The 21813-nt window shown below is 47.1% G+C and carries 20 protein-coding genes and 1 other RNA gene; 6 read left to right on the forward strand and 15 right to left on the reverse strand.

Translation table 11 applies throughout. The features are described from left to right. Window positions 1-3 precede the first annotated feature (3 nt). From ACSYSK_RS05145 to ACSYSK_RS05165, 5 genes are all read right to left on the reverse strand, one after another. Entirely contained in the window at window positions 4-387 is a 384-nt protein-coding gene (locus ACSYSK_RS05145; protein ID WP_491714088.1) for an EbsA family protein, read from the reverse strand. Continuing rightward, window positions 387-1517 (reverse strand): THUMP domain-containing class I SAM-dependent RNA methyltransferase, encoded by a 1131-nt coding sequence (locus ACSYSK_RS05150; RefSeq protein ID WP_491714089.1) that lies wholly within the window; start codon window positions 1515-1517, stop codon window positions 387-389. Before ACSYSK_RS05150 ends, ACSYSK_RS05145 begins: the two co-directional genes overlap by 1 nt. Before the next feature lie 71 nt (window positions 1518-1588). After that, window positions 1589-1957, reverse strand: an RNA gene (rnpB, locus tag ACSYSK_RS05155) — RNase P RNA component class B. A gap of 10 nt (window positions 1958-1967) precedes the next feature. Next, on the reverse strand, window positions 1968-2306 hold the full coding sequence (gene gpsB, locus ACSYSK_RS05160) for a cell division regulator GpsB (protein ID WP_491714090.1): 339 nt from the start codon (window positions 2304-2306) through the stop codon (window positions 1968-1970). Between the two features lie 80 nt (window positions 2307-2386). After that, entirely contained in the window at window positions 2387-2932 is a 546-nt protein-coding gene (locus ACSYSK_RS05165; RefSeq protein ID WP_491714091.1) for an SLOG family protein, read from the reverse strand. An 86-nt stretch (window positions 2933-3018) separates the two neighbouring features. Between ACSYSK_RS05165 and recU the strand changes: the two genes are divergently transcribed. After that, window positions 3019-3642 carry a Holliday junction resolvase RecU gene (recU, locus tag ACSYSK_RS05170; RefSeq protein WP_491714092.1) on the forward strand — a complete coding sequence of 208 codons (624 nt, stop codon included), beginning with the start codon at window positions 3019-3021 and terminating at the stop codon, window positions 3640-3642. Window positions 3643-3660: 18 nt separating this feature from the next. After that, window positions 3661-5949: a transglycosylase domain-containing protein gene (locus ACSYSK_RS05175; protein WP_491714093.1), complete on the forward strand. Its 2289-nt coding sequence runs from the start codon at window positions 3661-3663 to the stop codon at window positions 5947-5949. 166 nt (window positions 5950-6115) lie between these two features. Here ACSYSK_RS05175 and nth read toward each other — a convergent pair whose 3' ends face one another. The 6 genes from nth to ACSYSK_RS05205 all read right to left on the reverse strand — a co-directional run bounded on the left by nth (window position 6116) and on the right by ACSYSK_RS05205 (window position 13435). Continuing rightward, window positions 6116-6769, reverse strand: a complete 654-nt coding sequence (gene nth, locus ACSYSK_RS05180) for an endonuclease III (RefSeq protein WP_491714094.1) — start codon at window positions 6767-6769, stop codon at window positions 6116-6118. A 4-nt stretch (window positions 6770-6773) separates the two neighbouring features. Then, window positions 6774-7481, reverse strand: coding sequence for a DnaD domain protein (locus ACSYSK_RS05185; protein WP_491714095.1), 708 nt, complete (start codon window positions 7479-7481; stop codon window positions 6774-6776). 117 nt (window positions 7482-7598) lie between these two features. Next, window positions 7599-8900: an asparagine--tRNA ligase gene (asnS, locus tag ACSYSK_RS05190; RefSeq protein ID WP_491714096.1), complete on the reverse strand. Its 1302-nt coding sequence runs from the start codon at window positions 8898-8900 to the stop codon at window positions 7599-7601. 11 nt (window positions 8901-8911) lie between these two features. Then, on the reverse strand, window positions 8912-10099 hold the full coding sequence (locus ACSYSK_RS05195; protein ID WP_491714097.1) for a pyridoxal phosphate-dependent aminotransferase: 1188 nt from the start codon (window positions 10097-10099) through the stop codon (window positions 8912-8914). An 18-nt stretch (window positions 10100-10117) separates the two neighbouring features. After that, window positions 10118-10609 carry a cell wall elongation regulator TseB-like domain-containing protein gene (locus ACSYSK_RS05200; RefSeq protein ID WP_491714098.1) on the reverse strand — a complete coding sequence of 164 codons (492 nt, stop codon included), beginning with the start codon at window positions 10607-10609 and terminating at the stop codon, window positions 10118-10120. A 60-nt stretch (window positions 10610-10669) separates the two neighbouring features. Further along, entirely contained in the window at window positions 10670-13435 is a 2766-nt protein-coding gene (locus tag ACSYSK_RS05205) for a helicase C-terminal domain-containing protein (protein ID WP_491714099.1), read from the reverse strand. Between the two features lie 175 nt (window positions 13436-13610). Here ACSYSK_RS05205 and mvk point away from each other — a divergent pair, with 175 nt between their 5' ends. Genes mvk through fni form a run of 4 tightly spaced genes read left to right on the forward strand, consistent with a single transcriptional unit; the run spans window position 13611 to window position 17675 of the window. Continuing rightward, a complete protein-coding gene (mvk, locus tag ACSYSK_RS05210; RefSeq protein WP_491714100.1) occupies window positions 13611-14576 on the forward strand; it encodes a mevalonate kinase in 966 nt (321 codons plus the stop codon). After that, window positions 14557-15552, forward strand: coding sequence for a diphosphomevalonate decarboxylase (gene mvaD / locus ACSYSK_RS05215; protein WP_491714101.1), 996 nt, complete (start codon window positions 14557-14559; stop codon window positions 15550-15552). Before mvk ends, mvaD begins: the two co-directional genes overlap by 20 nt. After that, the gene (locus ACSYSK_RS05220; RefSeq protein ID WP_491714102.1) at window positions 15549-16625 is read left to right on the forward strand and encodes a phosphomevalonate kinase; all 1077 of its coding nucleotides are present in this window, start codon (window positions 15549-15551) and stop codon (window positions 16623-16625) included. Before mvaD ends, ACSYSK_RS05220 begins: the two co-directional genes overlap by 4 nt. A 21-nt stretch (window positions 16626-16646) precedes the next feature. Beyond that, on the forward strand, window positions 16647-17675 hold the full coding sequence (gene fni / locus ACSYSK_RS05225) for a type 2 isopentenyl-diphosphate Delta-isomerase (protein WP_491714103.1): 1029 nt from the start codon (window positions 16647-16649) through the stop codon (window positions 17673-17675). Between the two features lie 52 nt (window positions 17676-17727). On the opposite strand, the gene ACSYSK_RS05230 is transcribed toward fni, so the two are convergent. Genes ACSYSK_RS05230 through lysA form a run of 4 tightly spaced genes read right to left on the reverse strand, consistent with a single transcriptional unit; the run spans window position 17728 to window position 21709 of the window. Beyond that, window positions 17728-19104 carry an RsmB/NOP family class I SAM-dependent RNA methyltransferase gene (locus tag ACSYSK_RS05230; protein ID WP_491714104.1) on the reverse strand — a complete coding sequence of 459 codons (1377 nt, stop codon included), beginning with the start codon at window positions 19102-19104 and terminating at the stop codon, window positions 17728-17730. Then, on the reverse strand, window positions 19101-20054 hold the full coding sequence (locus tag ACSYSK_RS05235; RefSeq protein ID WP_491714105.1) for an ABC transporter permease: 954 nt from the start codon (window positions 20052-20054) through the stop codon (window positions 19101-19103). Before ACSYSK_RS05235 ends, ACSYSK_RS05230 begins: the two co-directional genes overlap by 4 nt. An 18-nt stretch (window positions 20055-20072) precedes the next feature. After that, on the reverse strand, window positions 20073-20393 hold the full coding sequence (locus ACSYSK_RS05240; protein ID WP_491714106.1) for a metal-sulfur cluster assembly factor: 321 nt from the start codon (window positions 20391-20393) through the stop codon (window positions 20073-20075). Window positions 20394-20428: 35 nt separating this feature from the next. Then, the gene (lysA, locus tag ACSYSK_RS05245; protein ID WP_491714107.1) at window positions 20429-21709 is read right to left on the reverse strand and encodes a diaminopimelate decarboxylase; all 1281 of its coding nucleotides are present in this window, start codon (window positions 21707-21709) and stop codon (window positions 20429-20431) included. Window positions 21710-21813: the final 104 nt, after the last annotated feature.

Below are 21813 nucleotides of genomic sequence, written 5' to 3' on the forward strand. Positions count from 1 at the left end.
CTCCTAATTTATTATTTGTTGTAATTCGGTGCTCAACCGCGTAACATCTCGGGGCCGTAGCAATAACTGATACGTGCCGTAATTGGTCTGAACCCTTAGCGAAAAGCGTGCTACCTGGATCGTGGTGATATCCGTCAGTAAAATTTGGCGGTTATTAGCCGAAATCACCCGTTTCAAATTTAAGCTGGTAGCCGTTACCTCTAAACGACGTAACCATAACTGTAAAGCGGCCACCACCAAAAACAGGAGTAAAAAAAGCACCGTCCATAGCTGAATGACCGTGATCTCTAACCACAAAATAATGCCTAACAAACCGATCAGTGCCGTTAAGGACCAACAGATCACACTGGTCGGCCAATCGGGTTGGTAATAATATTTTTCTTTCATTATTTCTCTTTTTTACCCCAATACTGAAATAGATCCGTGCGTAACGCCCCGTTATAGAGCTTACGACGTTTCGTCGCTTTTTTTCCATAGGCTTTTTCAAACTGCAAGTCACTGGTCAAAATATACTTGCTCCAAGTCGTCAACGGGGCGTAAACTACTCCCATTTGCTGATATAACTCCCGGGCTTTTTGCTGGTCGCTTAACCGGACTCCATACGGCGGGTTAGCCACTATTACCCCATTTTTAGCCGTCGTTTTAAAATCTTTGACGGCCAGCTGCTTAAAGTTAATCTGTGCTAACACGCCAGCTCGTTGTGCGTTATTTTGCGCTAACGCGACCATTTGTCCGTCGATATCGTAACCAGCAATTGCCAAGTCTAAGTCCAATTTACGCGCGGCTAGTGCCTGTTGGCGTAAGTTCTCATCTTCTTTTTGCTCCCAAAACGGCCACTGTTCGCAAGTGAAATGGCGTTGTAGTCCCGGCGCGGTATTAGTCGCCAGTAACGCCGCTTCGATCGGCAAGGTACCCGAACCGCAGACCGGATCGACGAACGGCATTTCTGCATACCAGTGTGCCAGTAACACTAAGGCGGCGGCCATGTTCTCTTTTAGCGGGGCCTCGCCTTTATCTTCACGGTAGCCCCGTTTAAACAAACTATTACCAGTCGTGTCTAACACTAGCATTACTTGGTCTTTATTGATCATCGCTTCTAGCGGAAAAACTGCCCCAGTCTCCGCGAAACGCGTCCTGCGGTGATAAGCAGTCGCCATCTGCGAAACGATCGCCTTTTTAACGATCGCCTGAATACTTGGAACGTGGTGTAACTGCGATTTTTGCGAACGCGCATTGACTGGAAAAGCCGCGTCCAACGGTAAAAACTGGTCCCAGGCAACTGCTTTGGTCTGTTCAAATAATTCATCGAAAGTGCGGGCCTGAAAACGAGTGATTTTGATTTTGATCCGGTCGGCCGTACGTAACCACAAATTGGTCCGTAAAATATCGACTAACGTGCCCGTAAAATTGACCCTGCCGTTTTGAACTTGCACCTGATAGCCTAGGTGGCGTAATTCGTTTCCTAAAACGCCCTCGATGCCCGCGGCACAGGTGGCCATTAAATTGTATTTTTGCATTTTGACTCCTTTGAATGATTTTAGCAAAAAAGCCGGGATAATAAATTATCCCGGCTCCTGATATACGGTTTCTCTATAAGCCACGTTCTGTACGTCATTCGGTCCAGGAAACCGAAATCGGTGGTAATCATCTATCTGTGGGTCAAACCCACCCCCATGATTAGTTCATTTCCGTCATGAAGCGCCCCTACCATAAATTTGGGTTACCTACTCGCGGGGTTTACCTCGTTCCACCAGTTGGGTTTTCCCAACTGCTTCGTCACTGTGGCACTTTTCAAGACTACTCGGACTTGGCGTTAGCTTTAGTCCTTTTATCTGCCGTAATCCGTTAGGATCCCTTGCCTTATTTTTTCAGCAAGCACGAACACTACAAGCATCGCAGCTTGTGTAAGCTTGGACTTTCCTCAGCCTGTAAAAACAGGCCGCGATTACCAGAAAAACCGTAACTAGTTAAAACTGATTTCCTTGATCATTGTCATTAAGTTGGGCACCAAAAACGTGCCGTTCCAAATTCGACAAGCGTTTCAAAATATCGATGTTTGTCGTATTGGTGGCAGAATGCGTCGTCTGACTGGAATTGCCAACCGCCACTTGTTTAGTAAGGTCATCAACTTTACTAACCAAGCGGTCATTTTCTGCCCGTAACCGCTGATTTTCTTTGGCATAAGTCTCGTAGTCTTGGATCACATCATCCAAAAACTCATCGACTTCCGTGGAATCATAACCGCGCATCTTAGGCTTGAAATGTTTATTAACAATTTCTTTAGGCGTCAGCTTAATATTTTCCATGATTTGCACCCCATCTTAAAGGAACTTGATCCATTAACAATAACCATTATACCAGTTAGTTATTAAAATACAAGCATGAGCTAGTCTTGATCCGCTAATTGTTCGGCTGCCTCTTGCAGATCGTCCATATTTAAAAGGTCTAATTCGTATTCACTATTGGCTTGGTGGGCGGTAATTGCTTGGTAATCGTAACTACTCTTGCCGCTAAATTCGGGATCGTAAATTAGGATCGCCGCTTCACTATGAGTCAGCATAAATTTTTGGTAATTACGTAATTGCTGAGGCGAACGGTATGGTTGGTGACTGACCGTCGCACAAAAATCGGCCTGCTGTTTTAATGCCGCTAATTTTTGCTGTTTGCCTTCTTGCCACTGACTACCAAAAGCACTAAAAGGCAACATCATTCCTATTTTTAGCGTCGGGTCTTTTTCCTTTAGGTGTAAAACCGTTGCGGCCGCCCACTGCTCGACTCCCAACTGGCCACCAGTTAAAAACCACTGGGCCCCGTTAGCAGCGTACCGTTCAATTTCAGCAGCAAGCACTGCTTTTAGTACCTTGACTTTCGGATCTGCCGGGCGAAAAATATTTAACTCATAATTACGATAGCCCGTCACCCATACTCTCATCGCTTCAACCTCCTTAGTTGCTTGGTGCTAAACTTTGCCCCGACCCACTTCAATGTTATAATTAAGCGCATAGGAGCGTGAAGTAAATGATCAAACATTATCCCAACGGACAAGTTTATCATGAAAATAGCAATTTGCCCCGTAAAAAAAATACGCTAACAGTTGCTCATCAAACCAATTATGGTAACCGCGGGATGTCATTAGAACAAGAGATCAACCTTAGTAATCAGTATTACTTACAACACGAGATCGCGGTGATCCACAAAAAGCCACTGCCGATTCAGATCGTGAACGTCAGTTACCCTAAAAGAAGTGCGGCAGTCATTAAAGAAGCCTACTTCAAACAAGCATCGACTACCGATTATAACGGAGTTTACCGGGGCTACTACGTCGATTTTGAAGCCAAAGAAACGCGGCAAAAAACCGCTTTTCCGCTTAATAACTTTCACCAACACCAAATCGACCACTTGAAGGCCTGCGCCAAACAAGGCGGGATCTGTTTTACGATTGTTAAGTTTTCCGTGCTGCACCAAATTTTTGTTATGCCTGCGTCCCTGTTATTTTCATACTGGGACCAGCAGGAAACGGGACGTAAATCGATCCCTTACCAGCAGATCAAAGCCCACGGCTTGCCCGTTTCATATCAGATCGCCCCACGGCTTGCTTATTTACAAGCAGTCGACGCTTTGATCGCCAACAAGATTAATTAAAGGAGTTCGGTTTTAATCATGAGTAAACAAAAGCCACAATATTCGCGGACTAAACAACGTCCCAGAAACGGTGCGCCCCAAAGACGCCCGCAACGCCGACGCCCCGTGCCGCGTAAAAAGCACCATTTCTGGTCCACTTTTTTCTGGTCCTTATTTTTACTTTTCATCATTGTACTAGCCGGTGGCGCGACACTCTTTTTTTCCTACGCCAAAAGTGCGCCGTTATTAAATGAAGCGGAATTAAAGAGTACCGGCTCTACCACCATTTACGACGCTTCCGACCACAAGATCACGTCTTTGGGGACCCAAAACCGCATCTACGCTCATTCCGATGATGTACCCCAGCAACTAAAAGACGCGATCGTCAGCATCGAAGACCGCCGTTTCTACCAGCACCACGGTCTGGATCTAAAACGGATCGGCGGCGCAGCTATCGCTAACCTGACCGGTTCTTCCGGCCTACAAGGCGGAAGCACTTTAGACCAACAGTTGATCAAGTTATCGTTTTTCTCCACCAAAAAATCCGACCAGACGTTTAAGCGCAAGGCCCAAGAGGCATGGATGGCGCGTAAATTAGATAAAACCTACTCCAAAAATCAAATACTAACTTTCTACGTTAATAAGGTCTTTATGGGTTACGGCTCTTTTGGGATGCAAACGGCCGCTAAATTTTATTACGGTAAAACCCTCAAGCAATTGGACCTGGCACAGACCGCGCTGATTGCCGGGATCCCTAACGCTCCTTCTCAGTATAATCCTTATTCTAATCCTAAACTAGCGCAAGAACGGCGCAACGAAGTTTTAAACGCGATGGTTTCCAACCATAAAATCAGTAGCAGCCAGTCGCTCAGTGCTAAGCAAGAAGATATAAACGAAGGATTATTACCGGCTCACGACGCGCCGCAAAACAATATGAATGCCAAGATCGCCGATCCTTACATCAAACAGGTTTTGGCAGATGTGCAAAAAAAAGGCTACAACCCGTACAAATCTAACTTGAAAATCTATACCAATATTAATATGAAGATCCAGCGTAAACTCTATGAGATCGCCAATACTTCCGATTACGTTTCTTTCCCGGACGATAATTTGCAGGTTGCTTCAACCGTGGTCAACCCTAACAACGGCAAAGTGGTCGCAATGCTGGGTGGTCGGAAAACCGGTGACGTCACTTACGGGTTAAACCGCGCGGTCCAAACCGACCGCACGAATGGCTCGACGGCTAAACCATTAATGGACTACGCTCCGGCGATCGAATACCTCAGTTGGGCTACTAATCACGCGATCAAAGATACCCCGTACACCTATTCTGGTACCAAGATCGAGTTAAGAGATTTTGATAACCGCTATAAGGGAACGATGACGATGCGCAACGCTCTAGTCGAATCCCGCAACGTTCCCGCGATTCGGGCCCTATCGGCGGTCGGTGTCAGCAGAGCGCAGAATTTTATTAGCAAATTAGGTTTTAAATACAAAAAGACACTAGAATTACAAAACGGGATCGGCTTACCGTCGTCTACCTTGCAAAATGCTGCGGCCTACAGTGCTTTTGCTAACGGCGGTACTTACTTCAAGCCGTCTTACATTAACCGGATCGAAACCCCAGACGGTGTCATTAAAGACTACTCCATCCAAAGTACACCGGCCATGCAAGAAGCTACTGCTTACATGATCACCGACATGCTAAAGGGAGTCATCAATTCTCCCCAGGGTTCCGGCACTAAAGCAGCTATCCCTGGACTATATCAGGCCGGGAAGACCGGGACGAACGCCTATCCTGCCGATATTGCAGCCCAGTTTCCGTCCACGGCTTCGATGGATTCGTGGTTTAACGGCTTTACCAAGCACTATTCGGTTTCCATTTGGGTCGGCTACGATCACCCTTACCGGCAAGGAAATTACCTCGATCAGCATTCCGTCCAGTTAGCGGCGTTAATTTACCGTGCCTTAATGGTTTATCTGTCACAAAACGTTTCTAACAGTGACTGGCAGCGTCCCAGCGACGTTGTTGCTAAAATGATCAACGGCGTGCGGGAATTGTATTTGGGCGACGGCGATAATAGCACTGCCGCAGAAAGCAGTGGTTACGACCAAGCAGAAAGTACTCCTAAAGAACACTATAGTTCTAGTGAAGAAAGTTCCAGCAGTTCTTCCAGTAGTTCTGCCAGTTCAGGTAGCTTTAGCGAACAATCGTCGTCCGCTAGCATCCAATCGAGCACCAGCACGAGCGCTAATTCCGCTAGTGAACAGCCGGCAAACGAGAATAATACTACCACCGAGCCAACCGCTCCTGCCACACAACAGTAACGAGTTGCTGAAAAATTAGCTAAAAAGGGGAGCTGGGACAAAACTTCGTTTTGTCCCAGCTCCCCTTTTAGTATTTTATTTTCTTGCAAGTATAGATTAGTCGCGCTCCAAAAAGCCAGCCTCGTTTTAGTATTTCCGTAAATAACAGTAAATATGTGTTCAACTACTAGCAGTTTTTCTTACCAACTCTTTTTTGCCCTTCCTGACAAATCTCTAACAACGGACACGTCGCACAGCGAGGATTACGTGCCATACACTGATTACGGCCCCACGAGATCAAATAGTGATGCGCGGCACTCCATAAATTCTCAGGCAATTTTTGCATCAGAATTTTTTCGATCTGTAGCGGTGTGGCCTCTGGCGGCACGATCGCCAAGCGCCGCGTGATCCTGCTGACGTGAGTATCAACGGCGATCGCGGGGATGCCAAACCACTGCGACCTGACCACATCCGCCGTTTTTCTGCCTACTCCCTGTAAGGAGGTCAATTCCGCCAGCCCACTAGGAACCTGCCCGTCGAAATCAGACACCAGCTGTTGTGCGCAATGAACGAGGTACTTAGCCTTATTTTTATACAAGCCAATGCTTTTAATGTAACCCTGAACTGTTTTTACGTCTGCTTGCGCTAAGTCTTGCGGGGTCGGGTAAGCGGCAAAAAGTGCTGGCGTCACCAAGTTGACCGCCTTATCAGTCGCTTGGGCACTCAACATGACTGCAACTAACAGCTGAAAGGCAGACTCAGCATGCAGCGCTGTTTTAGTATTAGGATAAATTGCTCCCATCTTTTTGATGGCAGCAACCGTTTGTGTACTAGATAGCATTAGTTTACTCCTTTTGCCCTGACCAGTGATAGAGAGGAATATAGGGCTTAGTCTGACTGCCTTGCTTTTTTGCGACTGGCTGCGCGGCTTTTTGGCGGCGATTAAATTGATACTGCGTCAGGTCCGCAACACTTTTAATGTTATTTTTCTCCCAGTTCAGCAAGATCTTATCGATATACTTTAAGCTGTAAGCCCGGCTCAAAACCGCTTCGCGCAAAGCCGCCGTGATTAATTCGGGCGCATAGTGATCCTTGGTGAGCCAAGAATCGATCATTTCCATTTCCATTGGCGATAATGGGTGGCCAAACTCGGCTTCTATTTGATTATATAATTCTTCTTGTTTAACTAACTGCTCGTTTTGTGTTTTAGTGGTCTCTTTACTCTGCACCACCGCGGCTAACTTATGGTATAGGGGAGCAAAACTGTAACAATCATGTTTTTTGCCCGTAGCACCGCTCACCGGCGTAATGGTCAGCAATTTTTTCGCCAGCAACCCGTGTACCAAATCATAAACTGCGGTACTTTTGAGCTTCATTTTACGGGCGATACTTTCTAGGTCCGGAAAATCTCGCCCCGCCTGTAAGTCACTTGTGATCTGTAAAAACAGCATAAATTCGGTATCGTTCATCTCCAAATTGCGGTAATTAAACAGCACCATCTTAGAGATACTCAACTGTCCTTGCTGTACATACTGAGCAAAAATTTCGTCCATCGTTACCATTTCTCCTCTGACTCATTTTCTCCTCTGACTCATTAAAAAAGGAGCCGGGACAAAAATTGTCCTAGTCCCCTTTCTTTACTATTTCTTACACTAGCTTAAATACTACTATTACGGGTAGATCCGGTTTAGCATCCGTGGGAACGGGATCGACTCACGAATATGGTTTTCACCCGTGATCCAAGTGACCATTCGTTCTAACCCCAACCCAAAACCTGAATGCGGCACACTACCATAGCGGCGTAAATCTAAGTACCACTGATAATCGGCTTCGTTTAAACCAAAAGCTTTGATCTGTTCTTCCAAGTAGTCCGGATCTGTTGCCCGTTCGGAGCCGCCGATGATCTCACCGTAGCCTTCCGGAGCCAATAAGTCGGCGCAAATCACGACATCGTCTCTCGTAGGATGAGGCTTCATGTAAAACGGCTTGATTTTTTTCGGGTAGTTTAACACAAATACCGGTTTGCTAAAGTGGTCTGCCAAATAAGTCTCTTCCGGCGAACCAAAATCAGTGCCCCACGTTAAATCGGGAAACTTGCCGCTTTCTTGCAGCAATTTGATCGCATCGTCATAAGAAATGCGCGGGTACGGTAATTGAGTATAGGTCTTCAGCAATTCTTTATCCCGCCCCAAAATATGCAACGGGTAATCACAATGATCTAAGACATTTTGTACCAAAAAGGCGATGTAGCGTTCTTGCAGTTCCAGACTTTCTTCTTGGTGCATGAATGCCATCTCGGGTTCGATCATCCAAAATTCGATCAAATGCCGCCGCGTCTTAGATTTTTCGGCCCTAAACGTCGGCCCAAAAGTGAAGACCTTGCCGTAAGCCATCGCTCCTGCTTCCGCGTACAGCTGTCCCGATTGTGAAAGGTAAGCATCCTTATCGAAATATTCGGTATGAAATAATTCGGTAGTCCCTTCCGGAGCACTGCCGGTTAAGATCGGCGCATCGAATTTGATAAAGCCTTCCCGGTTAAAAAATTCGTACGTTGCCCGGATCAATTCGTTTCTGATCTGCATGTTAGCGAACTGTTTTTTAGAACGCAGCCATAAGTGGCGGTGATCCATCAAAAAATCGGTCCCGTGTTCTTTAGGCGTGATCGGGTAATCTTCACTTTGTCCCACTACTTGGAGGTCTTCGATCTCGATTTCATAGCCAAAATGAGAACGTGAATCCTCGTGGATCACCCCGGTAATTTCCATACTAGTTTCTTGCTTAACTTCCTTAGCTAATGCAAAAACTTCCGGAGTCACGTTATTTTTGACTACGACTCCCTGAAAATAAGCCGTGCCATCACGTAATTGCAAAAAGGCAATTTTTCCACTTGAACGTTTATTAGTCAGCCACACTCCAAGCTTGACTTTCTCGTTAACGTGCTTGTTAGCATCAATAATACTAATTCTTTCCACTGAATTTCCTCCTAAGAATGCATATGTACTTGCATAAATTTGTTGATTCTTTCAAGGGCCAGACTAAAACGCGCCGGTGCTGCGGCATAACTCAAACGCAGGTGTCCCGGCATACCAAAGGCCTCGCCAAATACGACCGCGACGTGCGCTTCTTGCAGTAAGGCCGTAGTAAATTCTTGGGCACTACTAAATCCTGTGAGCGTTAAAGCTTCACTAATATCCGGGAAAAAGTAAAACGCACCGGCGGGTTTGAAATTAAACTTAAAGCCGGGCAATGCGCTTAGCAACGGGTAAAAGTGATTTAAGCGTTGTTCGTATTCAGCCCGCATCTTTTCCAATTCGTCTTGTGGTCCCTGTAACGCAGCCAGTGCAGCATACTGACTAACAGCGCTCAAATTGCTAGTCGTTTGGCTCAATAAAGCGCTGAGTTTAGCAGTCAGTTCTTTGGGCGCAACGACATAACCGACCCGCCAGCCAGTCATCGCGTACGACTTAGAAAAGCCATTGATCAAAACTGTTTGCTGCGCAACCTGTTTGAGCGCAAACAACGACGTGGATGCGGTCTGATTATAAACTAAGTCACCGTAAATATCGTCCGTGATCAGCGTGATCTCGTGTTGGCGTGCCCAGTCGGCGATCTGAACTAACTCCTCTTTGTCATAAACCGCGCCCGTCGGGTTTTGCGGTGAATTTAACAACAACGCTGTGGTGTGCGCCGTGCGGTTAGCCTCCAACTGAGCAGGCGTGACCTTGCCAGTTGCAGCACTTGCCGTCACGAAAACCGGGGTAGCACCCGCTAATTTGATCTGTTCGCTGTAGCTGACCCAATAAGGAACTGGTAATAAGACTTCATCGCCTTGTTCCAACAAAGCCTGGGAGACTAAGTACAAACCAAATTTAGCACCAGTAGTGACGACCACATTTTCCGCCGTCCAGTTCGTGGCATACCGTTCGTTGACTCGCGTTGCGATCGCTTGGCGCAAAGCAGGGATCCCGCTTGCAGCCGTGTAAGAGTCGGCTTGTCCCTTTTCGATGGCAGTAATTGCCGCCTGTTTGATCGCCTTAGGTGTCGGAAAATCTGGTTCCCCAGCCGTTAAATCAACGACGTCGACTCCTTGTTTTTTCATCGCTTTGGCCTGTGCCGACAGCGCTAATGTAGCTGATGATGCTAAATTTTGGACCCGTTGTGCTAGTTTCATTAGATCATCTCCCCGAAATTAAACTGTGAGCGTTTGACTGATTTTCCCTGTTTTAAAGGATAACAAATCATAACACAGCTTGCCGTGAGCATTCAAATAGGTAACTTCCCAGACTGGTTTTTGCCCGTGATGCCCGTGTTCCAAGCCTAAGGCAACGTGCGTGATCTTTTGCAGATCCGGGTGTTGGTCGGTCACCACCTGTTGGGCTTGCTGTGCCGAGATCCCCGCGTCAGCGGCCAACACCGTGATCCGGTCGCCCTTAGCGGAAACTACCGCATAAATCTGCCGGTCATGTTGATCTTGGCCGCGGATCGCGTAGTAAGTTTGTGCCCGGTGATAGGTATAAAAAGCAGATTTAGCGTGCAAGTGAACGTGTTGTTGCGCCAGAATCGTTGCTTTTCTTTCGGTTTGTTTTTGAGGCAATAACATCCCGCCAATAAAAAAAGCAACTACCAGCACCATTACTAATAGTGCCAGCCAGAGGTAAAGCCATCCTTTTTTTTCTTTCATAAACTCACTGATCCTTATCCTATTTATAGTAATTATAGCAAGCAATTGCGCCGATTCAAATTATTTTCTAAAAAAAGTGGCTAACTTTGGTGCTATTTCTTGCGTTTTAACTTCCTGCAATGTAACCGTTGCTGGAAACGAAGCCCTAAACGCCGTGCCGTAATTTTTAGTCAGGATCCGTGAGTCCAATAAGACAAACGCCCCCCGGTCGTGTTTAGTGCGGATCAACCGCCCAAAGCCCTGACTTAACTTAAGTACCGCTTCTGGCAAGGCAATTGCGTGAAAAGCGTTTTGCCCCTGTTGTTCGCTTTTTTGGTAACGCACCCGGTTGACCGGCGTTTGCGCGGCCTGAAACGGTAACCTGGTAACGACCAGCAACTCTAATTTATTTTGCGGCAAGTCGATGCCTTCCCAAAAATTTCCCGTTCCTAGTAAAATTGCCTGCTGTTTGGGATCCATCACAAAGCGTTTTTTCAGTTTTTCAGCGCCACCGGAGATGCCTTGAGCTAACACATTTCTTTTTTGGACCAGTCCTAGTTGTTGCAAGCGGTGGTAGACCTGAGCGATCATTTCTAACGAATTAAACAACACTAAAGTCTGTTTGGGGACCTGACAGCAGACTTCAGCAAGCGTTTGTGCCAAATAATCTGCATAGTCTTCCCCCGCAGTGACCGCCACACCATCGCTAGCGAGTAAGGCAAGCGTTTGTCTGTGGTAATCAAATAGACTGGGATAACTGCTGACCGGCGTTTTTACGGGTAAATCTAACGTTTTTTGCAGGTACGAACTCACCTGCGGCAGTGCTAAATTCGCGCCTAATAACGCCACGTGATCAAAATAATTATACAACTTAGGTGCTAAAAATGCTGTGGTCGCAAACAATCCCCTGTGCAAACGCAGGTGTGCCCCACTGACATCCGCTAAACTTAGCCACAAAATTTCGTTTTCATCTTGAACCTGTTCGACCGTCGTCAAGTCCAGTAATTCCCACGGCAATTCGTTTAACCGTGCGCTTAAAGAAAGGTAAGATTTCAATAATTCGACTGCACTTAAACTCAAGTGGTGCTGTTTTTGTTGCTGGTCAAAACGCCTGGCCAGTTGCTCTTGCATTTTTTGCACCTGCTGTTGGGCGTGCAAGATCTGCTTGATCACCGGCAAGTGTTCCTTGATAAAGCCCCTTAATTTAGATAAAACTAGGACCTTTTCGGTATACCCCGTCACGGATGGACCCAAATACTTTTGTTGCAATAATTCCCTGACCTGCGGAACTAACGTGTCCAACACCCGAACCACGGATAGTAGGTGCTGAAATTCCTTGCCGGTCAAAAAGCCGGCGGCACACAGGTTGCTAAACGAAAACGACTGCTGTGATTGCATTTGAACTAACATTGTATCCGTTAAGATCTTACTCTGATCAAAATCAAAGGTCACCCGGTTGTTTTTCAAGGCTGCTAGTCCCAGATGAGTCGCTTCGTCGATGATCACAGCCGTCGCAAAGCCAGCTAATTCTTCAGCATGATTTAATAAATAAGAGTGATTGGTGAGTACCAAACCGACTTGCCGTTTTTGCTGTTCCTTGCGTCGTAAAAAGTCGACCTGATAAAAAGGACTGTATGGGTCTAAACCAGCCACGCCGCGGTGTTTGATCGTCTTAAATAACGGGTCTTGCATTTGGGTCAGGTGTAATTCGGCCAAGTCGCCCGTTTTAGTCTGCGCCAGCCACACCAAGATTCTCATCTGTAACAGCCGCGCATGTTGGTTTTGGGGAACAAAAAGCGTCTGGTAAAATTTCTCCAAGTCCAAATAATGACTATTGCCTTTCAATGAAACGAACTGGCAAGAAAACGGCAACACCTTAGCGTTTAACTGTATCAGTTGCTCTTGCAGCTGTGTTTGCAAGGCGTTCGTAGCCGTGCTGAGCACGATTTGCTGGTTCGGCTGCCCTAAATAAGCGCTAGGTAACAGGTATCCCAGTGTTTTGCCCATTCCCGTCGGGGCTGCGATCACCTTTAAGTGCTCGTCACTGCTTAAAAATGCCGCAAGTTCATCCATTAACTCCACTTGGTGTTGGCGCCACTCCAGCTGCTCGCCAAACAACTCTTGTTTAGCCTTCGTCGTTTGCGGGTAAGCCGGAAGAAGCGTAGGCGTGATCGTATTTGGTCGTTGCAAAACGATCCCCTTGATCGCCACTAAGTCGGCAGGCAGCTTGACGTTTTTTTGCTGCTGGTAAGCTTCCTGAAAACAATCACCGGTATCATAGTAAGTAACACTGCCCATCGTCGCCAGTCGTTGTAATAGTGTGACTGGAAAATGAGATAATCGTTCTTGCACCCGTAAAAAAAGGTGCGCCGTCGAACTCGCATCGCTCAACGCGTTATGTGGCTGGTCGTGTTCGATCCCAAAAAAGGAGCTGAGGTCAACTAATCGGTATGAAGGCAAAGTCGGAAAAACGATCTGAGTCAACTGTACGGTGTCGATGCCCTTGAGATCCAATTCGGGATAACCCACTCGTTGCAATTCATAATTCAAAAAGCGGTAATCGAAAGTGATGTTATGGGCAACAAAAATCGTATCTTGCAATAACGCGTAGATCGTGCCGGCGACTTCGGCAAAGGTCGGGGCGTGTTCAACGTCACGATCGGTGATCTTAGTCAACTGCACGATTTCCGGTGGAATTTTTCTTTGCGGGTCGACCAAAGTTGAAAAATGGTTGACCACCTTTTTTTGTTGGACAAACACACAGCTAAACTGAATAATGCGATTGTCACCGTCTAGGGCAGTCCCAGTCGTTTCAAGGTCAACTACCGCGTAGATTTTTGCACTCATTTTTTCACCACTTCTATTATTAATTAACACTTACCAATCGTTGATGTTACCAGTGTTTTACGCATTTGTCTACCGCTAAAGCCCTCATTTGAGGTTTAACCATTGTCTAGCAGAAGCGAAGAATGTATAATTGTTATGCTTTATCCTGATTTGAAAACGAAAGGATGATTTCACAGTGGCACAAGATGGCAACGGAAAAAGCCACGCCAAAATTATTCTGACCGGTGAACACGCAGTAGTTTATGGTCAGCCAGCAATTGCCTTGCCGCTCAGCGCGATCCAAGTTAAAGCCGTTTTGAGCTTAACTGCTGGGCACGAGCAATTTTTTACCAGCGAATGTTTTACCGGACCACTGGCACAAATGCCCGCTAGTATGGCAGGGATCAAACACTTGCTGACCGTCTTATTACGTCAATTTAACTACCAACAAAACGGCTTTACCCTAACGTTAAGCAGCCAGATCCCACCGCAACGTGGCATGGGCTCTTCAGCCGGGGTAGCCGTTGCTTTGATTAGGGCCTTTTACAGTGCGTTTCACCAGCAACTGACCAACCAAAAAACGTTGGAGCTAGCGGCGATCGCCGAACGTGATACCCATAAAAATCCCAGCGGTTTAGATGCCGCAACGGTCGCTAGTGACGTGCCTTTGTGGCTGATTCGCGACCAGGAACTGCGGACTTTGCCGATCAACTTGCACGCCTATCTGCTAGTCTGCGACAGCGGTGTTCAGGGAAAAACCAGCCAAGCGATCGGCATCGTTCGTGATTTTAAGCGGCGCTGCCCCCAACAAGCAGACCGCGCGTTAGCTAGCCTAGGCCAAGTGACCCGTGACGTCCGTGAACAATTAGCCAACGACGACCTCGCGGGGTTAGGTAGTTCCTTACAACGTGCCCAAAAAGAACTGCAAAAATTGCAAGTCAGCACTCCGCAACTGGAACAGTTAATGTTTTTAGCACGACAAAACGGTTCGTTAGGTAGTAAACTGACAGGTGGCGGCCTAGGTGGCTGTTTCATCAACTTACTGCCAGACCTAGCTAGCGCCCAACAATTAGCACAGCTTATGCTACAAAATGGTGTCGCCAAATGCTTTATTCAACCTTTGGCGTCTGAGGGAGATCGACATGCAACCAGCAACAGCTAAAGCACATACTAATATCGCACTGATCAAGTATTGGGGTAAAAAAGACCCGGAACTGATACTTCCGATGAATAGTTCTCTTTCCCTAACGCTCGATCGCTTTTACACTCAAACTACGGTGGACTACCAAGATGATTTAGTAGCCGACCGGTTGATCTTAAACGGTCAGGTAGTCCAACACGCTACTAAAATTACTAATTTTATGAATTTTATCCGCCAGTTGACCGGACAGACCCGTTACGCCCTGATCACTTCGACTAACCACGTCGCAACGGGCGCGGGACTAGCTTCGTCGGCGTCAGCGTACGCCGCGTTAGCCGTAGCGGCGACTGCGGCTAGTGGCTGTCAGTATTCACCCACACAACTTTCGCGGATCGCACGCCGGGGTTCAGGCTCTGCCACCCGGTCTATTTTTGGTGGCTTTGTCGAATGGGTCGCCGGTCACGATGACCACAGTTCCTACGCGCGTCCCCTTACCGTTCAAAACGACTGGCAGTTACGCGTGATCGCCGTTGTCGTCGATGATGCACCTAAAAAAATTGCTTCACGCCAGGGGATGCAAAGCGTAGTCGCCACCTCACCTTATTATCGAGACTGGGTCAAAACGGCACAAGAAGACTTGGATGCCATCAAAGAAGCCTTACGCCAGCAAGATTTTACCAGTTTTGGTGAAATCGCTGAAAGTAACGCCCTAAAAATGCACGCCTTAAATCTCAGTGCCACCCCACATTTCAATTACTTCCAGCCCCAAACGCTGGTAGCGATGCAGGTGGTCGAACAATTACGGGCCAACGGTATTCACTGTTATTACACCATCGATGCCGGGCCAAACGTTAAAGTAATTTGTCAAAAATCAGACCTCAGTGTTATATTAAAGCGGCTAAGCCAGCACTTTGCAGCCGCAAATTTATTAGTTGCAGCCCCCGGTCCAGGTGCTGCATTAGTCACAAATCATCCGGGAAAGGACATGATGAATTGATTAAGGTCAAAGCTCCCGGCAAATTATATCTCGCCGGCGAATATGCGGTAGTCGAGACTGGGTATCCAGCCATCCTCGTCGCATTAGACCAATTTGTTCACGTTACAGTAGAAGAAAGTCAAGATGACAACGGCTCGATCATTTCGCGCCAGTACCGCGAACAAACTATTCTCTGGAAACGTCAGGGAAATCAAATCGTGGTCGATAACCGCGATAATCCCTTTCACTATATTTTATCGGGCATTCGCTTAACCGAAGAATACGCCCAAAACTGCGGACAAAAATTACGTTGCTATCACTTAAAGATCGATAGTCAACTCGATAGTCCGGACGGTAAAAAATACGGCTTGGGTTCATCAGCCGCCGTCACGGTCGCGACCGTCAAAGCGCTGTGTTTGTTTTATCACCTACCGGTTACTAAAGACGAATTGTTTAAACTCGCAGCGATTGCTCATTTCGAAGTCCAAGGAAACGGCTCGTTAGGCGACATCGCCGCGAGCGTTTACGGCGGTTTTATCGCTTACCATTCCTTTGACCGTAACTGGTTACAAACGGCACGCCACAAGTACACCTTGAATCAATTGGTCGAGTTAAAGTGGCCCCAGTTACAGATCGAAAATTTGACTCCGCCTGCTAACTTAAACTTACTGATTGGGTGGACCGGTTCGCCGGCTTCGACCTCACATTTAGTGGACGAAGTCGAACTTAAAAAAGACGACAAGCAGGCAAAATACACGGCCTTCTTACAACAAAGCAAGGCTTGTATCGAACAAATTATCAGCGGTTTTCACCAAAAATCGCTATCCGTCATTCAAAAAGGATTGCGGGAAAACCGCCGTTTACTGGCTAATTTAGGGAAATTTATCAACCTTGAAATCGAGACCCCTAAGCTCAAACACCTGATTCAAAGCGCAGAACACCTAGGTGGCGCGGCTAAAACTTCCGGCGCCGGTGGTGGCGATTGTGGGATCGTGATTATCGACCGTAAAATCGACGTCGCGCAACTCTTCGCACAGTGGCGCCAGTTCAACATCGAACCGTTATTGTTTCGGGTGCACAACGTTGATGAATAACCACCGTTAGGAGGAAGGCTCATGGATCCGCACTCTCACCGTAAAGACGAACACGTCATCATCGCCGAAAAAAATTATCGCCCAGTCGCAGCTACCCAACTGGAAGAGATTCAACTGTTATTTACCAGTTTACCCGAGCTGGCGTTAGCGGACGTTGATTTAACTACGACCTTAGCGGGACAAAAAATTGCTGCTCCTTTTTTCATTAATGCAATGACCGGTGGCAGTCCGCAGACGGAAAAGATCAACGCTCGTTTGGCCCGGATCGCTGCCCGTCAACACCTAGCGATGGCAACAGGCTCGCAAAGTATCGCACTTAAGGACCCGACGGTTAAAGCTAGTTTTCAAGTCGTCAGGCGTACTGCCCCGCACGAATTAGTGTTAGGCAATTTAAGTGCGGCTCAGCAATTACCCGCGGTACTCCGAGCCGTCGAAATGCTGGGGGCCGACGCAATCGAGTTACACTTAAATCCCGCACAAGAACTCGTGATGCCCGAAGGTGAACGCTCCTTTTACTGGTTGAAAAACTTAGCCCAGATCGTTCGTGATTGCCCCGTTCCCGTCCTCGTTAAAGAAGTCGGAATGGGGATGAGTCCTGCGACCTTGCGCCAGTTACACCAAATTGGCGTTAAGTACGTCGACCTAGCGGGAAGCGGCGGCTCTGACTTTAACCTAATCGAAAACCAGCGGCGCCCCCGTAAAGAATACGTGTCGTTTGCGCAACTGGGGTTAACGACCGCGCAAACTTTATTAGCGGCACGACCGTGGCGGGCAAAATTTTCACTGACAGCTTCCGGCGGGATCCGGACCGCACTAGACATCGTTAAGTGCCTGGTATTAGGCGCCGATAACGTGGGGATCTCCGGGTTATTTTTACACGTCTTACTTAAAGAAGGAGACGATGCCTTGGAAGAGCTGGTCATCACTTTTAAAAAACAGATTGCCAAGTTGATGCTTTTATTGGGGTGTCGCACGGTAGCCGAACTACACGAACAACGCTTTATCCTAAGTCCCGCACTACTAAGCTTTCAAGAACAACTTAATTACTAAAATTGGCTATTACAAATTCCGCTAACCAGCAAATTTGTAATAGCCAATTTCATTATTGATGTATCCTTAATCCCTTGGGGAAAAAATTCTTAACCGTCTGCCCGACTACCTTACCAAACGCAAAAGGTTTGCCTTCACAGACTAGTAAGTACCAGCCGGGAGCAACCGGCTCGCTTAGTGACAGTGTCATCCCCTGCACGTAAAGTTGCCACTGTTCGTAAGTCACCGCTAAAACCGCCTGGCATTCACTGGGATGCAACAGTAACGCCAGGTTATAAGCCGGCTCGAACCTCTTTTTCTTAAATTCTCCTAGTAAAATTCCCGGCCGCATAAATTTCAAGCGGGAAATATCCGGCCAGCTAGCAGAGTACCAGTACAAATACGGTCCCACGCAGTGCAATTCATTTTTAGACAACTGCAAAGTAGGAAATAAACGCGACCGCAGCTGTTCCCACAGTTGAAACTGCTCGTTAGTCAGGCCAGCGGCCGTCTTTTTAGCGCGTTTTTTGGTACGCACGCGCCGAACTGGTTGCACTGCCGCACGCCGGTCTTGGATCAAAGCAATAAAGTGCCCGTCACCTTGAAAATGATGAGGCCACAAGCGTACAGCGCGTTTTAGCCAGGCAGAACCATCAGCAAAATCCGGGCGGCCGTCGTCCATCCCCGGATATTTCTTGATCGGTAGCAGTTCCAAGTCTTCATGCTCCCGCAAAAAACGAACCATCACCTGCTCGTCTTCTTCCGGCGCAAAAGTACAAGTCGAATAAACTATCTGTCCTCCCGGACGTAACAGTTGGAGTGCCGTCGTTAGGATCGCCAGTTGTCGGGTAGCACATTTAGTCGGATAATCACTGTTCCAATACTGAATAGCACTGGGGTCCTTACGAAATAATCCTTCCCCGGAACACGGCGCATCAACGAAGATCTTATCAAAATACCCCGCAAAAACGGGGACTAAATTAGCCGGCTCTTCGTTTAAGATCACCGTGTTGCGCGCCCCGATCCGTTCCAAATTTTCCACTAACACCTGCGCACGTTTATGATTGATCTCATTTGCTACCAGTAACCCCTGATTTTGTAATAAACCAGCTAACTGGGTCGCTTTTCCTCCCGGAGCAGCACAAAGGTCTAAAATCTTTTCTCCGGGCTGCACGTCTGCCACCTGAGCGACATACATCGCACTGAGATCTTGACTGTAGACGTAGCCACTCTGATGCGCTAACGAATTGCCGCTGACGTGACCGTAATAGCCAGTCGGCGCATATGCTACGGGCTGTGCTAACGAATAGTCGACTTGACGGTAATTTTCCTTCAACGGGTTTAAACGAAAGCCCTTTTGGACTTCATCCGCAAAACTAGCGAAAAAATCAGCCGCGTGCTTTCCTAATAATTTTTCATACTTACTAACAAACTCTGCGGGTAATTTCATCGTCTTCCTACAATTCCTCTCCATCCCAAAATTAAAAATAAGAAACTACCTACGGCATACGAACCAACCACAAACAAGACCATGCCGCCATACGAGTGTAAACTAAACGCTAAACTGCCGCTAAATGCTCCTAATAACATTCCTAAACCGCTGTATAGTGAAAAGTTTTCCCACTCGGCAAAACAAAACCGACTGGCTAAGATCCCAGTTACTTTTAGATAAACGCTGCGTGCCGCAATTACCCACAAAACAACTTCGAGTATCAAGGCTAACAAGACCGCCACTAAGCCCGCTAACTGCCAGCCATGGGCCTTGAGCAGTGAAGTCTTAGCCACTTCTTTAGTACTGATCTTGTGAATACTTTTAAGCGGTAAATTAGCCTGCAAAACGGCGGGTGCTAATTTTTGGTTGCCGTCGATCATGATCCGGCAATCCTTAGTACTAATTTGTTGGGCTAAATTTTGCGAAAGAGCGACAAAGATCTGCCGGTCAAGCGCCGAAGGTAACTTGCCTCCCATCACCCCGATCACCGGCACGTAAGTCTGACCGATCTTGAGGTATTTTTGGTCTTTAGGTTGGTATAACTGCAGGTCTTTTCCCACCACGACCACGCTCAAAGACGACGTAAAATCATTTTTAGAAAAGAAATTACCCGCTAGTAGTGGCGGTGTTTGGTAATTGCCCTTACCGTAAAAGTAAGTCAGGTCCTTAATTTTTTTAGCCTGGTAATGCACCTGAATATTATTGATCTTAGTATTGGTGGCCAACTGGTGGTTAAATTCAGCCAGCGACATATCGTGTTTGAGTGTCACTTGATAGGCATCTAACGATAAATTATGCTGGTCCAACTGGATTAAGGCATCGCGAGCCTGGATCCTAGTAAAAATAAAAACACTCAAAAAGGCCAGTAGTGCCGTATAGACCACTACAAACAGTTTATTTCTAAACAAACGATCGACTCCTAAAATTTAATTGATCCCCAGTGCGATTTTAGCATAGCGTGTCATCCGCGCGATCGTCCACTGGGGTTCCCAGACAAATTCCACTACAACGTTCTTGACCTCGGGGAGCGGCTTTAAGGCCTCTTTTACCATGTCCGTTAATACGTTAGTCAACGGACAGCCCATAGTCGTTAACGTCATTTCGATCTTGCAGGTCCCAGCATCGTCCAAATCAATATTATAAACCAATCCTAAATTAACGATATCGATTGCTAATTCGGGATCAACGACCGTTTCTAACCGTGCTAAAATGTCATCTTTAACTGCTGTTAGATCTCGTTGCGTCATTTAGTCCACTTCCTTAATTTTACCAGTCAAACTAATCAGTCTTGCTCGTAAGCCATCATGTCTTGATAAGTTTCCCTTCGGAGCACTAACCGGGATTTACCGTCTTCACAAAAAACTACCGCGGGCCGCCCATTACGATTATAAGTCGAAGCCATCGAATAACCATACGCTCCGGTCGCAGGAATTGCCAAGATGTCACCGGCAACCACAGCTGGTAACGGGCAATCGTGTACCAACACATCGCCCGATTCACAGTATTTGCCCACGACCGTTGCCTGCTGGACCGCTTTTGCGTGCGGAGTTGCCGCCTTAAAGGCCGTGTATTTAGCCTGATAGAGAGCCGGGCGGATATTATCACCCATTCCCCCGTCTACCGCGATAAAATTACAAATTCCGGGAACTTTTTTACTGGAACCGACTGTATATAAGGTCGTAGCGGCCTCGCCTACCAGCGAGCGCCCGGGTTCCAACCAAATCTCAGGAACTGGCAAGCCTGCCTGACGACTTTTTTCTTCCACCACAGAACAGATCTGCTGGACAAAAGTGGCGGGAGCTAAGGGCTGGTCTTCTTCATTATAACGGATCCCAAAACCGCCGCCTAGGTTTAAGACTTCTGCGGTAAAATCATACTCAGAATGCCAGCGCTGCAACACGGCTATCATTTTAGTGGCAGCCATGGTAAAGCCCTCTACGGAAAAAATTTGCGAGCCAATGTGGCAGTGTAGTCCGCGCACATTCATTCGAGGCTCAGCCAAGACCCGTTGTAAGGCTTCCTGCGCCTGTCCGGACTGCAAGTCAAAACCAAATTTAGAATTTGACTGTCCAGTTGCAATGTAACGGTGCGTTTCGGCCTCGATTCCTGGTGCAATGCGCAACATCACGCTGATCTGCCGGTCTTTTTGGTGTAAAATTTGCCCCAGTAATTCGATCTCATGAAAATTATCGAGCACGATACAGCCAATCTGGTGGTCGACCGCTTCCGCTAATTCTTGCGGTAGTTTGTTATTACCGTGAAATTCGATCATTTCAGCAGGCATACCGGATTTTAACGCGGCGTATAGCTCCCCGCCGGAAACTACATCACACCCCAAGCCAGCATCTCTGACCAAACGATACATCGCCCCCGCACTAAAAGCCTTGCTGGCGTACACTAAACGATATTTAAGCCCGGCTTGCGCAAAAGCAGTTTTAAATGACCTGATTTGGTCTTTGATCTGTCCCACATCGTAAGCAATTAGTGGGGTTTGATATTGCTGTGCTAGTTGCAAAGCATCGACTTGCCCGATCGTTAAGTGTCCCTCTGAATTACAATTCATTGCGTAACCTTCTTATCGTTAAATTCTATTGTTGCCTGTATCTTACCTAAAATTACGGACAAATGCAAAATGAGTCCCGCGTATTTTTATGGTAAAATACTGAC

Source organism: Ligilactobacillus sp. ESL1201 (assembly GCF_058503265.1).

Excerpts from the sequence above, each read along its gene's own strand:
- ACSYSK_RS05145 (WP_491714088.1), bottom strand. The coding sequence starts at position 387 with ATGAAAGAAAAATATTATTACCAACCCGATTGGCCGACCAGTGTGATC.
- ACSYSK_RS05150 (WP_491714089.1), bottom strand. The coding sequence starts at position 1,517 with ATGCAAAAATACAATTTAATGGCCACCTGTGCCGCGGGCATCGAGGGC.
- gpsB (WP_491714090.1), bottom strand. The coding sequence starts at position 2,306 with ATGGAAAATATTAAGCTGACGCCTAAAGAAATTGTTAATAAACATTTC.
- ACSYSK_RS05165 (WP_491714091.1), bottom strand. The coding sequence starts at position 2,932 with ATGAGAGTATGGGTGACGGGCTATCGTAATTATGAGTTAAATATTTTT.
- recU (WP_491714092.1), top strand. The coding sequence starts at position 3,019 with ATGATCAAACATTATCCCAACGGACAAGTTTATCATGAAAATAGCAAT.
- ACSYSK_RS05175 (WP_491714093.1), top strand. The coding sequence starts at position 3,661 with ATGAGTAAACAAAAGCCACAATATTCGCGGACTAAACAACGTCCCAGA.
- nth (WP_491714094.1), bottom strand. The coding sequence starts at position 6,769 with ATGCTATCTAGTACACAAACGGTTGCTGCCATCAAAAAGATGGGAGCA.
- ACSYSK_RS05185 (WP_491714095.1), bottom strand. The coding sequence starts at position 7,481 with ATGGACGAAATTTTTGCTCAGTATGTACAGCAAGGACAGTTGAGTATC.
- ACSYSK_RS05195 (WP_491714097.1), bottom strand. The coding sequence starts at position 10,099 with ATGAAACTAGCACAACGGGTCCAAAATTTAGCATCATCAGCTACATTA.
- ACSYSK_RS05200 (WP_491714098.1), bottom strand. The coding sequence starts at position 10,609 with ATGAAAGAAAAAAAAGGATGGCTTTACCTCTGGCTGGCACTATTAGTA.
- ACSYSK_RS05205 (WP_491714099.1), bottom strand. The coding sequence starts at position 13,435 with ATGAGTGCAAAAATCTACGCGGTAGTTGACCTTGAAACGACTGGGACT.
- mvaD (WP_491714101.1), top strand. The coding sequence starts at position 14,557 with ATGCAACCAGCAACAGCTAAAGCACATACTAATATCGCACTGATCAAG.
- fni (WP_491714103.1), top strand. The coding sequence starts at position 16,647 with ATGGATCCGCACTCTCACCGTAAAGACGAACACGTCATCATCGCCGAA.
- ACSYSK_RS05230 (WP_491714104.1), bottom strand. The coding sequence starts at position 19,104 with ATGAAATTACCCGCAGAGTTTGTTAGTAAGTATGAAAAATTATTAGGA.
- ACSYSK_RS05240 (WP_491714106.1), bottom strand. The coding sequence starts at position 20,393 with ATGACGCAACGAGATCTAACAGCAGTTAAAGATGACATTTTAGCACGG.
- lysA (WP_491714107.1), bottom strand. The coding sequence starts at position 21,709 with ATGAATTGTAATTCAGAGGGACACTTAACGATCGGGCAAGTCGATGCT.